This is a genomic window from Larsenimonas rhizosphaerae (assembly GCF_023700005.1).
Classification (GTDB): domain Bacteria; phylum Pseudomonadota; class Gammaproteobacteria; order Pseudomonadales; family Halomonadaceae; genus Larsenimonas; species Larsenimonas rhizosphaerae.
Genome location: NZ_JAMLJK010000003.1, coordinates 59,654 through 73,570, shown reverse-complemented (window position 1 = coordinate 73,570; position 13,917 = coordinate 59,654). Strand labels below are relative to the sequence as shown.

General features: G+C 60.4%; 10 protein-coding genes. 8 read left to right on the top strand and 2 right to left on the bottom strand.

The window, feature by feature from the left end; genetic code table 11:
• From NAT21_RS12410 to NAT21_RS12380, 7 genes are all read left to right on the top strand, one after another.
• Positions 1 to 1,599 carry a peptide ABC transporter substrate-binding protein gene (locus tag NAT21_RS12410; RefSeq protein WP_250938870.1) on the top strand — a complete coding sequence of 533 codons (1,599 nt, stop codon included), beginning with the start codon at positions 1 to 3 and terminating at the stop codon, positions 1,597 to 1,599.
• A 20-nt stretch (positions 1,600 to 1,619) separates the two neighbouring features.
• Complete coding sequence (locus NAT21_RS12405) at positions 1,620 to 3,203, top strand: peptide ABC transporter substrate-binding protein (protein WP_250938869.1); 1,584 nt, start codon at positions 1,620 to 1,622, stop codon at positions 3,201 to 3,203.
• A 39-nt stretch (positions 3,204 to 3,242) separates the two neighbouring features.
• A complete protein-coding gene (gene oppB / locus NAT21_RS12400) occupies positions 3,243 to 4,169 on the top strand; it encodes an oligopeptide ABC transporter permease OppB (RefSeq protein WP_250938867.1) in 927 nt (308 codons plus the stop codon).
• Positions 4,170 to 4,184: 15 nt separating this feature from the next.
• On the top strand, positions 4,185 to 5,129 hold the full coding sequence (locus NAT21_RS12395; RefSeq protein ID WP_250938865.1) for an ABC transporter permease subunit: 945 nt from the start codon (positions 4,185 to 4,187) through the stop codon (positions 5,127 to 5,129).
• Positions 5,130 to 5,138: 9 nt separating this feature from the next.
• Positions 5,139 to 6,734: an ABC transporter ATP-binding protein gene (locus tag NAT21_RS12390; RefSeq protein ID WP_250938863.1), complete on the top strand. Its 1,596-nt coding sequence runs from the start codon at positions 5,139 to 5,141 to the stop codon at positions 6,732 to 6,734.
• Positions 6,735 to 6,882: 148 nt separating this feature from the next.
• On the top strand, positions 6,883 to 7,434 hold the full coding sequence (locus NAT21_RS12385; protein ID WP_250938861.1) for a cupin domain-containing protein: 552 nt from the start codon (positions 6,883 to 6,885) through the stop codon (positions 7,432 to 7,434).
• A gap of 242 nt (positions 7,435 to 7,676) precedes the next feature.
• Positions 7,677 to 9,056 carry a glutamine synthetase family protein gene (locus NAT21_RS12380; RefSeq protein ID WP_250938859.1) on the top strand — a complete coding sequence of 460 codons (1,380 nt, stop codon included), beginning with the start codon at positions 7,677 to 7,679 and terminating at the stop codon, positions 9,054 to 9,056.
• Between the two features lie 110 nt (positions 9,057 to 9,166).
• On the opposite strand, the gene NAT21_RS12375 is transcribed toward NAT21_RS12380, so the two are convergent.
• Positions 9,167 to 10,456 carry an NAD(P)/FAD-dependent oxidoreductase gene (locus tag NAT21_RS12375; RefSeq protein WP_250938857.1) on the bottom strand — a complete coding sequence of 430 codons (1,290 nt, stop codon included), beginning with the start codon at positions 10,454 to 10,456 and terminating at the stop codon, positions 9,167 to 9,169.
• 219 nt (positions 10,457 to 10,675) lie between these two features.
• On the opposite strand from NAT21_RS12375, the gene NAT21_RS12370 reads away from it, so the two are divergent.
• Positions 10,676 to 12,562, top strand: a complete 1,887-nt coding sequence (locus NAT21_RS12370; protein WP_250938855.1) for a M3 family oligoendopeptidase — start codon at positions 10,676 to 10,678, stop codon at positions 12,560 to 12,562.
• Positions 12,563 to 12,609: 47 nt separating this feature from the next.
• On the opposite strand, the gene NAT21_RS12365 is transcribed toward NAT21_RS12370, so the two are convergent.
• Positions 12,610 to 13,878: an OmpP1/FadL family transporter gene (locus NAT21_RS12365; protein WP_250938854.1), complete on the bottom strand. Its 1,269-nt coding sequence runs from the start codon at positions 13,876 to 13,878 to the stop codon at positions 12,610 to 12,612.
• Between the last annotated feature and the right edge of the window lie 39 nt (positions 13,879 to 13,917).

Genomic DNA, 13,917 nt, shown 5'->3' with positions numbered 1-13,917 from the left:
ATGCTCTATTCGTCACGCCGCGGGCTGCGTCGTCCGCTGCTGCTGGCCGCCCTGCTGGGCCTGTCGCTCAGCCAGGTCCAGGCCGCCACCCTGAATATCGGCACCCAGGGCGAACCCGCCTCACTGGATACCGCCCGGATCGGAGGCAGTGTCTGGGAAAACGATATTCTGGGAGATATTTATGAAGGGCTGGTGACACTGGACCCCGAAGGTCAGTATGTGCCCGGTGTTGCCAGAGACTGGCGCGTGTCCGATGACGGCCTGAGCTGGACGTTTCACCTGCGCGATGACGCCAAATGGTCGGACGGCGCTCCCGTGACCGCTCAGGATTTCAAACTGGCCTTTTCCCGTTTGTTCATGCCTGAAAATGGCGCCGTTTACGCCAGCCTTTTCTACCCGATCCGAGGTGCCGAGCCGATTACCAAAGGCGAGGAATCCATGGATGCGCTGGGCATCGACACACCGGATGACCATACACTGGTGTTTCACCTGAACCAGCCCACGCCCTACTTCCCCACACTTCTTGCACACATTGCCGCCTCACCGGTTCCGGCACATGTAATCAAGCGCTACGGGAAGGACTGGGCCAGCATGGAGCACATCACCACCAACGGTGCCTTTACTCCTGTCAAATGGGTCTCTCAGGATCACCTGACCACTGTCAGGAATGACAACTTCCATGATGCGGACTCGGTCAGCCTCGAGGGCGTCAACTTCTACCCGATCGAGAACCGCAATTCAGGCCTGACCCGCTTTCGCTCCGGCGAACTCGATATCGTGCGCGACTTTCCACCGGCACGCATTGATGCCCTGAAAGAGCAGTTACCCGGCGCAGTACACCTTGCTCCGCAGCTGGCCAATTACTATTTCGCCCTGAATCAGCGCCCCGGGCACCCTACCGCCGACCGGCGCGTCCGCGAAGCACTCAACCTGGCCGTGGCTCGCGATGTCATTGCAAGGCACATCATGGGCGGCACCGTAACGGCGTCCAGCAGTTTCGTGCCTGATGGCGTAGCCCATTACGATGCCCGCTCGATGCCCGGCATGGGGCCGGACATGAAGGCCCGTCAGGCACGCGCACGCCGCCTGCTCGAGGAAGCCGGTTACGGACCGGACAAGCCGCTGACACTGGAGCTTCGCTATTCGACCACCGAAGCCAACAAGCGCATTGCCGTGGCGCTGGCTGCAATGTGGAAACCACTGGGTGTCAAAACGCAACTGATCAATGCCGAAGGCCGCGTTCACTACGCAGACCTGGCCGCCGGCAAGTTCGATGTCGGCCGGGCCAGCTGGGTTGCCGACTTCGATGACGCCTCCAACTTCCTCGGTATTCTAACAAGCGATGCCGTCAAGAATTACGGCGGTTATCACAGCGAGGCCTTCGATACGCTGATGGAGAAGGCAGCCACCACGCAGGACCTGGATGCCCGTCAGGACGTGCTTCAGCAGGCTGAACAGCAGATGCTGGACGACTATGCCGTGCTGCCGGTGTACATCGACACGTCCCGTAACCTGGTTAAACCCGACATTGAAGGCTTTGCCGACAACGCCCTCAATCGCCACCTGTCGCGCTGGATGCACTTTAAAAACACCCAGTAACCACCACGGGGGAGCTGACCATGACGCTGCGACGATGCCGAGTCCTTGCCCTGCTGCTGAGCCTTGCGGCCGGCAGCGGCCAGGCCGCTACACTGCATGTGGATAATGAAGGGGAACCGGGATCACTTGACCCGCAGAAATCCAACAACCAGTGGGACGCGCGCATCCAGAAGGCGCTGTTTGACCGGCTGGTGGATGTGGCTGCCGACGGCACGCTGATACCCGGGCTAGCCCGTTCATGGGACGTTTCGGCAGATGGCACGGTATGGACCTTTCATCTGCGTGATGCGCGCTGGTCCGATGGCACCCCGATTACTGCCGAAGACGCCGTTTTCAGCCTCCGCCGGTTGCTGACACCGGCCACGGCCAACCGGAATGCCAATCTGTATTACGCCATTCACAACGCCCGGGCCGTCAACCTGGGCAAGACGCCCCCCGAATCACTGGGAGTGGACGCCGTGGACGAAAGCACCCTTCGGGTTACTCTGGACCACCCCAGCGGCTATTTTCTGGAAGCCATGGCCATGGCCGAAGCCGCCCCACTGCCGGCGCACGTGATAACGCGGGGAGAGCGCTGGATTACGCCTGGAAACACCGTGGTCAGTGGCGCCTTTACCCTCGGGGACTGGATCCCCCAGTCCCGGCTGACCCTTGACAGGAATCCGGCCTTCTATGCCGCGGACACGGTCGCACTCGACAAGGTCGTCATGTACCCGCTGGAAGATACCAATGACGCCATTCGCCGGTTTCGAAGCGGCCGAATCGACCTGTCCCTGGCCCAGGTTCCTTCAAGCCGGATCGACTGGCTCAGGACGAACATGCCCGAGGCGCTGCAACAGGGCCCCTGGGCAGGCGAGTACTTTTACATGTTCAACGTCCGCAAGGGCCCCCTGGCCGACGCCCGCGTACGCGAAGCACTGAACCTCGTCGTCAGACGCGACATCATCACCGACAAGATACTGGGAACCGGCATGATCCCCAGCACTCGGTTCGTGCCCGGCGCCGTCAGTGGCCAGGGGGATGCCACCATGCCGGGGCTTGACGCGCCCTGGCCGGAACGGCTTTCAAAAGCGAAGGCACTGATGAAGGACGCCGGCTACAGCCCGGCACATCCGCTCAGGCTGACGCTTCGCTACAACACCAACGACGATCATAGAAAAGTGGCTGTGGCTGTCGCCGCCATGTGGAAACCACTCGGCGTGGAGACAACCCTGTACAATTCCGAAGCGGCAGTGCATTACGCTGCCATCCATGCCGGTCAATTCGATGTGGCACGCTATGGCATGATTGCCACCGTCAACGATCCGTTCGACTTTCTCGGAAGCATGGCTCAGGGCGGCAGCGCCGCTGAAAGCAGTGGTTACACCAATGCAGCGTTCACCGAGGCCGTCCGCGAAAGCGAGACCCTTGCCAGCCCGGAGGCACGGTTTGACGCCCTGACCCGGGCCGAACAGCAGCTTCTCGACGATCATGCGGTTCTGCCCATCTATGAATACGTGGCCAGCCATCTGGTCTCGCCGCGGGTCCACGGCTTTGAAAGCAACGTCATGGATGAGCACCCGCTGCGCTTTCTTTCCATCACCCCACCCACCTCTGGAGAATGACATGGCAATGGAGCCACACCGCCATGGAGGCCTGCATCAATGCTGAGTTACATCCTTAAACGCCTGGCCTTTGCCATTCCTACGCTGCTGATCGTCATTACGATTTCGTTTTTCCTGATGCGCGTGGCACCGGGTGGCCCGTTCGATGGCGAGCGCCAGTTGCCACCGGAAATCGAAGCCAACCTGGAAGCGGTCTATCACCTCGATGAACCACTGCCCATGCAGTATCTGCGCTACATGAACAATCTGGTGCACGGCGATTTCGGCCCCTCGTTCAAGTACAAGGATTTCTCGGTCACAGAGCTGATCATGCAGGGCTTTCCCGTCAGTCTTGAAATCGGCGGACTCGCCATTGCCCTTGCACTGCTCATCGGCCTGCCGCTGGGGGTCATCGCCGCGCTCAAGCGCAACAGTGCGGCGGATTATTTTGTGATGTCCCTGGCACTGGGCGGCATTGCCGTACCCAACTTCGTCATTGCCCCCATCATGGCACTGGTGTTCGGGGTACTGCTGGGCTGGCTGCCGGCAGGCGGCTGGAACGGCGGCGCATGGCCCAATCTGGTGCTGCCGGTGGTGGCGCTGTCGATTCAGCAGATTGCCTACATCGCCCGAATGATGCGCGCCTCCATGATTGAAACGCTGGGCAGCCATTTCATCCGTACTGCGCGGGCCAAGGGACTGAACGAAATGCAGGTGGTCATGCGTCATGCCCTTAGGCCGGCCATGCTGCCGGTCGTATCCTACCTTGGCCCGGCCATCGCCGGCATTGTCACGGGGTCGGTGGTCATCGAACAGATTTTCGGCATTCCCGGCATCGGACGCTATTTCGTTCAGGGCGCCCTGAACCGGGACTACACCCTCGTGATGGGGACAGTGGTGTTCTATGGCGCACTGATCGTGCTCATGAACCTGCTGGTCGATCTGCTCTATTCCGTACTGGACCCCCAGATTCGTTATGACGACTAACCGCGAGAGGCATTCATGACATCTTCAACTCCAACGCCCTACCGCGGCGAACATGATGGCACGCCCTTGCCGGCCGGCGCCCCCAACCCGCCCTCGGGGCCGGACAGGCACACCGGTGAAAGCCTCGGGCGCGAGGCCTGGCGGCGACTGAAGCAAAACCGGGCCGCCATGCTCAGCCTGATCCTGATGGTGATACTGGCCCTGGTCTGTTTCATCGGGCCATACCTGCTGCCCTGGGGGCTTGATGAGGTCGACTGGAACAGCTTCCAGACTGCTCCCTCCATGACCGATGGCCACTATGCCGGCACCGATGCCAACGGCCGCGACCTGCTGGTGCGCACCCTGTTCGGTGGTCAGGTCTCGCTGTCGGTAGCCCTGATGGCCACCTTCGTGTCACTGCTGATCGGCGTAATCTACGGCGCCGTGGCAGGTTACGTCGGCGGGCGAACCGACAACCTGATGATGCGCTTTGTCGACATCATGTATTCCCTGCCGTTCATGTTTCTGGTGATCCTGCTGATGGTGGTCTTCGGCCGGAACATCTTTTTGATCTACGCCGCCATCGGGGCCGTCGAGTGGCTCGACATGGCCCGTATCGTGCGGGGGCAAACCCTGGCACTGAAACGGCGCGAATTCATCGAAGCCGCCCATGCCCTTGGCGTCAGCGGCCCGACCATCGTGCGACGCCACCTGATTCCCAACACCCTCGGCCCGGTCATTATCTATGTCACCCTGACAGTGCCGAAGGTCATCCTGCTGGAAAGCTTCCTGTCGTTTCTGGGGCTTGGCGTGCAGGAACCACTGACCAGCTGGGGGGTACTGATCAGCGAAGGCAAGGACATGATGGAAAGTGCACCCTGGATGCTGATCGTGCCGTCGGTATTTCTGGCCGTGACGCTGTTTTGTCTCAACTTTCTGGGCGATGGGCTGCGTGATGCCCTCGACCCCAAAACCCGCTGAGGAGGCTTCATGTCAGCCCTGCTTGATATTTCACACCTGACCGTCTCCTTCGATCTGCCCACTGGCGCCGTCGAGGCCGTCAAGGACGTCAGCTTTCAGGTTCCGGCCGGAGAGACCGTGGCACTGGTCGGCGAGTCCGGTTCAGGCAAGTCCGTCACATCAACGGCCATCATGCGCCTGCTGCCCGACCTCGCCCGTATCGAGGGTGAGATTCGCTTCGATGGTCAGGTCCTTAACCGATTGAGCCCGAAGGCCATTCGCCGGCTGCGAGGCAACGACATCGGCATGATCTTTCAGGAACCAATGACGTCACTGAATCCGATGCACCGCATCGGCCGCCAGATCGGCGAGGTGCTTCGGCGTCACAAGGGCATGAATGGCGACCAGGCACGGACCCGGGTGCTGGAGCTGCTGACACAGGTCGGCATTCCCGAACCCGAACGGCGCATTCAAAGCTATCCGCATGAACTGTCCGGCGGTCAGCGCCAGCGTGTCATGATTGCCATGGCCCTGGCCTGTGATCCGAAGCTGCTGATCGCTGACGAGCCGACCACCGCGCTGGATGTCACCGTGCAGGCCCAGATCCTGCAGCTGCTCAAGTCCCTGCAGCAGCGCTACGGCATGGCGATCCTGTTCATCACTCATGACCTGACCCTGGTACGTCACTTTGCCGACCGGGTCTGTGTCATGCAGCATGGCCATCTGGTCGAATCCGGCCTGACCCGCGAGGTCTTCGATGCCCCGCAGCATGCCTACACCCGCATGCTGCTGGCCGCCGAACCCAAAGGCCGCAAGGTACCGGTCAACGAGGACAGCCCCCTGGTGCTCGATGCCCGGGATATTCGCGTCCGCTTCACCACAAAACGGCGCATGTTCGGTCCCGACGACACCTTCGAGGCAGTACGTGGTATCAGCCTGAAGGTCAAGCGAGGCCAGACCGTGGGTATCGTGGGAGAATCCGGCTCCGGGAAATCGACCCTGGGTCGCGCCCTGCTTCGACTGCTTCCCAGTGAAGGCACCATTGCCTTTGATCAACAGGCACTGGAGGGGCTTGATCAGAAGGCCCTGCGCCCGTTGCGCTCACGGCTGCAGGTGGTCTTTCAGGACCCCTTCGGTTCGCTCTCCCCGCGAATGACCGTAGGCGAAATCATCAGTGAAGGCCTGCGGGTCCACCATCCGGAGCTGTCTCGTCGAGAGCGCGACGCCCGCGTGGTGGAAGCGTTGAAGGATGTCTCACTGGATCCGGCCATGCGCGCCCGCTATCCCCATGAGTTTTCAGGTGGCCAGCGTCAGCGAATTGCCATTGCCCGCGCCGTGGTGCTCAAACCGGAATTTCTGCTGCTGGATGAACCCACGTCGGCACTGGACCGGTCGGTACAGGTAACGGTAGTAGAGCTGCTGCGGGACCTGCAGCAGAAATACGACATGACGTACCTGTTCATCAGTCATGACCTGGCCGTGGTCAGAGCCATGTCGGACACGGTGCTGGTGATGAAGAACGGGGAAGTGGTGGAGTCGGGTACGACCGAGGCCATTTTCGACCACCCGTCCATGCCCTATACCCAGGCGCTGATCGAGGCATCCTTTCTGAACCGGGCAGCCTGACGACCCGCCCCCGCCGCAGCGCGTCGGCGGGGGCGGCCACGCCAATGCCGCGTCGAAACCGGCCATCACCTTCTCGGGCCGGTATCAACGGCACGAGTATGCTATTTTTCGCAGCTGAACCCCGCCTCACCTACAAGGATGATCGCTCATGTCGGATGATGTCGGCGCCAGGCTCAAGGCACTGCGTACGTTACGCGGCATCTCCCAGCGAGAGCTGGCCAAGCGCTGTGGTGTCACGCATTCCAGTCTGTCACTGATCGAGCATGGCAAGGTCAGCCCCTCGGTCAGCTCGCTCAAGAAGATTCTCGATGCCATTCCAATCAGCGTGGGCGATTTCTTCACGATGGACTTCGAAAACACTCACCAGGTGTTTTATCACCAGCACGAATTGCCGGACATCGGCAGTGACAACGTGATTTACAAACTGGTCGGTGCCAACCGCCGAGACCGCGCCCTGTCGTTCATGATCGAAACCTACCCCGTCGGCAGCGATACCGGCCGCGAAATGATTACCCATCAGGGCGAGGAAGCCGGGGTAGTCATCGACGGCGAAATCGACATTACCATTGGCATACAGACCCGGCGGCTCGTAGTGGGTGATGCCTATTACTTCAACACCAACCAGCCGCATCGGTTCCTGAATGCCGGCAAGGTTCCCTGCCGAATCGTCAGCTGCTGCACGCCGGCCAGAACCTTTTAGCCCGCCTCCGACGCGGGGATGGGTGTTGCCTTTTATTCAACATCCTTCTCTCATTACCCGGTGGCCATTCTCGCGCCAGAACACCATTTACCGCCATATTCGCACCTCTAAGCGAAAAATTCGCTGAAGAAACTTGCCAGGCCCGCCTGCCAATAGCGCCGCTTGTACTAAAAAAATTGACAACCCCACTGCAACAGCGGAAAGATGAGGGATACCTCTACGGCACCGCAAGGAATCAGCCCATGTCCGAGTCACCGCTGCCCCGGCGCGCGCAGGCATTTCTGGATGCCCACCCCGACATTGACACCATTGATCTATTGATCAGTGACCTGAACGGCGTCATGCGGGGCAAGCGCATCCCCGGCGAGAACCTGCACAAGGCCTTTGACAGCGGCATCAATCTGCCGGCCTCCCTGTTCGCTCTGGATATCAATGGCAATACCATTGAGGAAACCGGCCTGGGGCTTGATTCCGGCGACAGCGACCGGGTCTGCCGCCCGATCCCGGGAACGCTGGCCCTGATGCCCTGGCGCCAGGAAGGCCGCAAGGCGCAGGTGCTGATGAGCATGTATGAAAATGACGGCACCCCATTCTTTGCCGATCCTCGCCACGTGTTGAACGCCGTGCTGGAGCGCTTTCGTACACGCGGACTGACGCCGGTGGTCGCTCTGGAACTGGAGTTTTATCTGGTTGAGCGCCAGCGCGACAACAAGGGCCGCATCCATCCTCCCTGCGCCCCTTCTACCGGCGAGCGCGCGGTGCAAAGCCAGCTTTACTCGATCAGCGAGCTTGATGAGTACGCCGATTTTCTGGAGGACATTCAGTACGCTGCGCAGGTGCAGTCCCTGCCGCTGGATACTGCCCTGAAGGAATGCGCGCCGGGGCAGTTCGAGATCAACCTGATTCACTGCGATGATGCACTTCTGGCCGCCGACAGTGCCGTGCTGCTGAAGCGCCTGATCAAGGGAGTAGCCCAGAAGCATGGTCTGGAAGCCACCTTCATGGCCAAGCCCTATGGCGAGGAAGCCGGCAGCGGCGCCCATGTACATATCAGCCTGCTGGACGACCAGGGCCGTAATATCTTTGCAAGCGATGATAATGATCCACTGGGTACGACCGCCCTCAAGCACGCCGTGGCCGGCGTCCTGGAACTGATGCCGGCATCCATGGCGGTGCTCGCCCCCAACCTGAATTCCTTCCGGCGGTTTCAGCCAGGGCTTTACGTGCCGATGGCACCCTCCTGGGGATATGACAATCGTTCCGTGGCCGTACGCATTCCCTCCGGGCCCAACGCGGCCAGACGGATCGAGCACAGGGTGGCCGGTGCCGATGTGAATGCCTACCTGTTGCTGGCTACGCTGCTGGGGTCGGTGTTGCACGGGCTGGACAGCGGTTCGGCGCCTCCGCCGCCCATCACCGGCAATGCCTATACCCAGCTCGAACCTACCCTGACCAACAGCTGGCAGCAGGCCCTGACCCTGTTTGCCCACCACCCGGTGATGAAGGAGATGTTCGGCGAGCAGTTTCACGCCGTCTACACCGCCAATCGCCAGGCGGAACGCGATCAGGCCATGCGGCGGGTCAGTACACTGGAGTACGACTGGTATCTACGACACGTGTAATGGCACGGCGGGCGACTCGCGTTGTTCAGCCACCTCCCCCTTGCTGCATTGACGCTGCACCGAAAAAGGGCCCCGACGGGGCCCTTTTCGCACATGGTCATGTCAGCGCATTACCAGCCAAGCCGATCCCTCAACTGGTAATACCACGCACCCAGCGTGGTCAGCGGTACGCTCAGTGCACGCCCGCCGGGAAACACCTGATGCTTCAGGCCGGCAAAGGCATCAAAGCGACCGCTCTCGCCATGAATGACTTCCGCCACCAGCCGTCCGGCCAGATGGGAGCAGGTCACGCCATGGCCGGAATACCCCTGGGCGTAGTACACGCCCTCATTGATCCGTCCAAACTGAGGCAACCGGTTCAGGGTCAAAAGAAAGGTACCGCTCCAGGCATATTCGACGGCCACCCCCTTGAGCCAGGGAAAGGTCTTTTCGAGCTTGGGCCGAATCGCGGCTTCAATGCTTCTGGGGTCCTGGCCGCCGTAACTGACCCCACCGCCGTACAGCAACCGGCCATCGGCGGTAAGCCGATAATAATCCAGCAGGTAGTTGCAGTCCTCGACGGCCCGGTCATTGGGCAGCAACTGGCGCCGTTGCTCATCGGTCAGCGGCGCGGTGGTAATGATCTGGGTACTGGCCGGCATGGACTTGTTTTCAAGGCTCGGCAGCAGCCCGGTCATGTAGGCATTGCCAGCCAGCACAACGCGGGTGGCCCGCACCTGCCCCTGAGCGGTATGGACGCACGGTGTGTCGTAATCGATACGCTCGACCGGAGAGTGCTCGAATATCTGCCCGCCCAGCCCTTCAAGGGCCGCTGCCTGCCCCAGCACCAGATTCAGGGGGTGAAGGTGTCCACCGGAGTGATCCAGCAGTGCGCCGGTATAGCGATCAGATCCGGTCTCACGGCGCGTCTCGGTGTCGTCCAGCAGTTCAAGCTGCTTATGGCCATACCGCTCCCAAAGCGCCTTGTGCTCCTTGAGCCCCTCGAACTGGCGAACATTGCAGGCCGCAAAAAGGTTACCTTCCCTGAGATCGCATTCAATGCCGTAGCGGGCGATACGCTCACGGATAATGCGGTTACCTTCAAATGCCATATCGCCAAGAGCGCGAGCTGTTGTACCACCATACTTCGCCTCGATGACATCCATGTCACGGCTGTAGCTGTTAACGATCTGACCGCCATTGCGACCTGAAGCCCCAAAGCCAACCCGCGCCGCCTCAAGGACGACCACCCGATATCCCTGCTCTGCCAGATGCAGTGCCGCCGAAATGCCGGTAAATCCGGCACCCACGACGCAGACGTCGCAGTCGATGTGCGCCTGCAGCGCCGGGCGATGGGGGCTTTCATGGGCACTGGCCGCATACCATGAGGCCACATGATCAGTTGTCGTTGAGGCGGACATGAGAATCCTCGAAACCGTGACGTTGATTTTATTTTACAATACAGAGCCAATTTACCGTTGAAGCCCTTTGAATAAAACAAATTGGTCATTTATTTAAAACATGACATCCCTGCTCAACCTTTAACATGGCCTGTCTGCTTCATGGAACACACGTGAGCACACTACACTGCTCTATCCACCGGCCTCCGGAGTCGGCAGCCCTTTTGTGATGAGGTGATGATGTTACGACGTACGCTCCGCCCCTGTCTGGCGACCGCCCTGCTGTCTGGATTGACTCTCGCACCCCTGCAGATGGCACTGGCAGAAGATACCCCACCGAGACCTCACTGGGCACTTGCCGACCTCTATCCTTCCGTGACGGCTTGGCAGCAGACCCTTGACCGTACCCGCGACGACATTGATCGGCTCACGCGTTTCAAGGGCGCCCTGAGCCAATCACCCGAAGCACTGGCCAGCGCGCTGGATGCCATCGGCCGCATCGAGAAGACCACGGCGCGCCTGAGTGTGTACGCGGGCCTAGATGCCGATGAGGACCTGAACAGTAGCAAGAAGCGGGAACGGGCAGCGCAGACCACCCGACTGCAGGCACGGCTCAATAGCGTTACCGGCTATGTCACCCCGGAACTGGCGGCCATGACACCGGATGAGCTGGCCCGATGGGCCAAACTGCCGGCATTGTCCGATTACCGCTATTTTCTGACACGACTGGCCGAGCGTGCTCCGCATATCCTGAGCGCCGACACCGAATCGGCTCTGGCGGCCATGGCGCCGGTAACCTCGACTGAAAACAGTTATGCCCTGCTGGCCAATGCCGACATTCCCTGGCCCGCCATCACCATTGACGGGGTGTCACGCACCCTGGACCCGTCAGGATACGCCCATTGGCGCAAGGTCGATGAGCGCGACGCGCGCGAGCAGGTCTTTGATACGTTCTGGGCCACCTTTCACCAGTATGCTGATACCTTCGGCTCCCTGCTCGACCACGACGTGACCGCTCATGTGACCTCGGCACGCCTGCACCATTACGACAGTGCCCTGTCCGCGGCGCTGGACAGCAATGACATACCTGTTGCGGTCTACGACCAGCTGGTGCATTCCGCCAATGCTCACCTGGATACCCTGCAGCGCTACCTGCGCCTGCGTCAGCGGTTGCTGGGCGTCACGACCCTGCATTACTACGACATCTATCCGCCGCTGATCCAGAAGGCACCGGAGTTTACACTCGACCAGGCTCGCCAGCTGACCATGGAGGCAACTCGCCCCCTGGGGGAACATTACCAGGCCCTGCTGGACGAGGCCCTGCATGCCAACTGGACCAGCCCATACCCGCGCAAGGGCAAGCGCTCCGGTGCCTACATGAATGGCGCTGCCTATGACGTGCACCCCTACGTGCTCATGAACTTCAACGGCAGGTTCGGTGACGTATCGACCTATGCCCACGAATGGGGCCATGGGGTTCACTCGATGCTGGCCACCGAAGCACAACCCTGGGCCACGGCGGACTACTCCATTTTCACCGCCGAGGTTGCCTCGACGGTCAATGAAATGCTGCTGTCAGATCACATGATGGCTACGGCCACTACGCCTGAAAACAAATTGTTCTACATCGGCCAGGCTCTGGAATCACTCCGTGCCACCTTCTTTCGCCAGACCCAGTTCGCCGAATTCGAACGCGAGATTCATGACGTGGTGGAACAGGGAGGATCATTATCGGGCCAGCGCCTCAGCCGAATGTACGGTGAGTTGCTGCACAAGTACTACGGTGTGGACAAGGGCGTGATGGAAATCAAGCCGGCTTATAACATCGAGTGGGCGTATGTTCCCCACTTCTATTACAACTTCTACGTCTATCAGTACGCGACCTCGGTGACAGCAGCGCGCGCCCTTGCCGACCGTCTGGCCTCCGGTGATCCGGCAGCCCGTGCCGACTACCTGACACTACTGAAACGTGGCGGGGCCGACAGCGGCTATCAGCTGATCAGGGATGCCGGCGTGGATCTGGCCGAGCCCGCCCCCTACGAGGCCTTGATGCGCTACATGAACGGATTGATCGATCAGGCCAATACGCTGCTCGACCAACACCCGGAACTGCTCGAGCGCTCATGAAAACGCCCGGCCTGCGGCCGGGCGCTTCCCTGCACACTCACCAGGGTTCAGAAGCGCCAGGTCACCTGCGTACCAAATCCGTGACCATCGCTGTCATAGTCTGCCTTGTAGGTACCCCGTGAAGCATCCTGCATGTCGACAGAGGCCTTGTTTTCGTTGAAGTAGGTATAGGACACATCAACGGTGAGTGTCTCGGACGGCTGCCAGCCCGCGCCCACGGAATAGATCCAGCGATCTCCGGTGGGCACACGTGGCGAACGGTTGCCACCGTCCATGGGCGACTCGTCAAAGGCTACCCCGCCGCGCAGCACCCACGCAGGCGTCAACTGATAGCTGGCCCCCACGGAGTACATCCAGGTGTCCTTCCAGTTTTCCTGCTCGTTGATGTCACTGATGTCATTTTCAACATTCAACTCGTCGAACCGACTCCAGTGCGTCCAGGCAGCCCCCGCCATCAGCGTCCAGCGTTCATCCAGGACCTGGGTCACGGCAAATTCGATGGTTTCAGGCAGGGTGATGTCCAGTGACGCATCACTATCCACCGAGGCGCCCGGCGCGATGGTCACGACATTGTCGAAGGTCACATCGCCCTTGAGGGTGTAATCCACCTTTGAGCGGTAGGCCAACCCCAGGGTCGTACCGGGCTGCGGCCTGAACATGACCCCCAGGTTGTAGCCCCAGGCTTCGTCGTCGCCCTTGACGTTCACATCCCCTTCACCCAGAACTCCCACGGTCGGATCAGGTGTGGCAGAGCCCAGCTCTCCCTTGATCCGGTTATAGGTGACACCCAGCCCCACGGACCACTGGTCATTGAAGCGATAGGACAGGGTAGGCTGCGCAGTAAAGACCTCCACGTCGCTGTAGTCGCCGAAGAAACGCCCCTTGAAGCTGCTGCTGTAATCCGTGATCAACCCATAGGGGACATAGGCACCAAACCCGAAGGTCCACTGTTCATCCAGAGGCACCACCACATAACCGAAAGGGATCGCCTTTCCGGGGATCATGTCTCCGTCGTTTTCACCGGATGTCGGTACACTGCCGGCCAGGCTCGGCTGTGTGGACTGCTGCGTATCGATATCGCTTGAAAGCGCCAGATAGACCGTACCCACGGTCAGTTGCGCCTGATTCAGAAATGACATGCCGGCCGGGTTATTGAACACCGTCGCGGCATTTTGTGGTGTGGATGCACGACCGGCAAAGCTGGTGCCCTGCGTGGCCACATCCTGTTCATTGAGCAGAAACCCGCCAGCCATTGCCGGCCAGCACAATCCGACACCCGCCACGCCGGCGCTCAAACGTACCCATGTTTTAGTCATTGTTGTATCCCCTGCCATATGAGGTGGCAACCTGGAGTC

Coding starts and splice junctions, on each gene's coding strand:
- NAT21_RS12410 (WP_250938870.1), top strand. CDS start 1: ATGCTCTATTCGTCACGCCGCGGGCTGCGTCGTCCGCTGCTGCTGGCC.
- NAT21_RS12405 (WP_250938869.1), top strand. CDS start 1,620: ATGACGCTGCGACGATGCCGAGTCCTTGCCCTGCTGCTGAGCCTTGCG.
- NAT21_RS12370 (WP_250938855.1), top strand. CDS start 10,676: ATGTTACGACGTACGCTCCGCCCCTGTCTGGCGACCGCCCTGCTGTCT.
- NAT21_RS12380 (WP_250938859.1), top strand. CDS start 7,677: ATGTCCGAGTCACCGCTGCCCCGGCGCGCGCAGGCATTTCTGGATGCC.
- NAT21_RS12385 (WP_250938861.1), top strand. CDS start 6,883: ATGTCGGATGATGTCGGCGCCAGGCTCAAGGCACTGCGTACGTTACGC.
- oppB (WP_250938867.1), top strand. CDS start 3,243: ATGCTGAGTTACATCCTTAAACGCCTGGCCTTTGCCATTCCTACGCTG.
- NAT21_RS12395 (WP_250938865.1), top strand. CDS start 4,185: ATGACATCTTCAACTCCAACGCCCTACCGCGGCGAACATGATGGCACG.
- NAT21_RS12365 (WP_250938854.1), bottom strand. CDS start 13,878: ATGACTAAAACATGGGTACGTTTGAGCGCCGGCGTGGCGGGTGTCGGA.
- NAT21_RS12390 (WP_250938863.1), top strand. CDS start 5,139: ATGTCAGCCCTGCTTGATATTTCACACCTGACCGTCTCCTTCGATCTG.
- NAT21_RS12375 (WP_250938857.1), bottom strand. CDS start 10,456: ATGTCCGCCTCAACGACAACTGATCATGTGGCCTCATGGTATGCGGCC.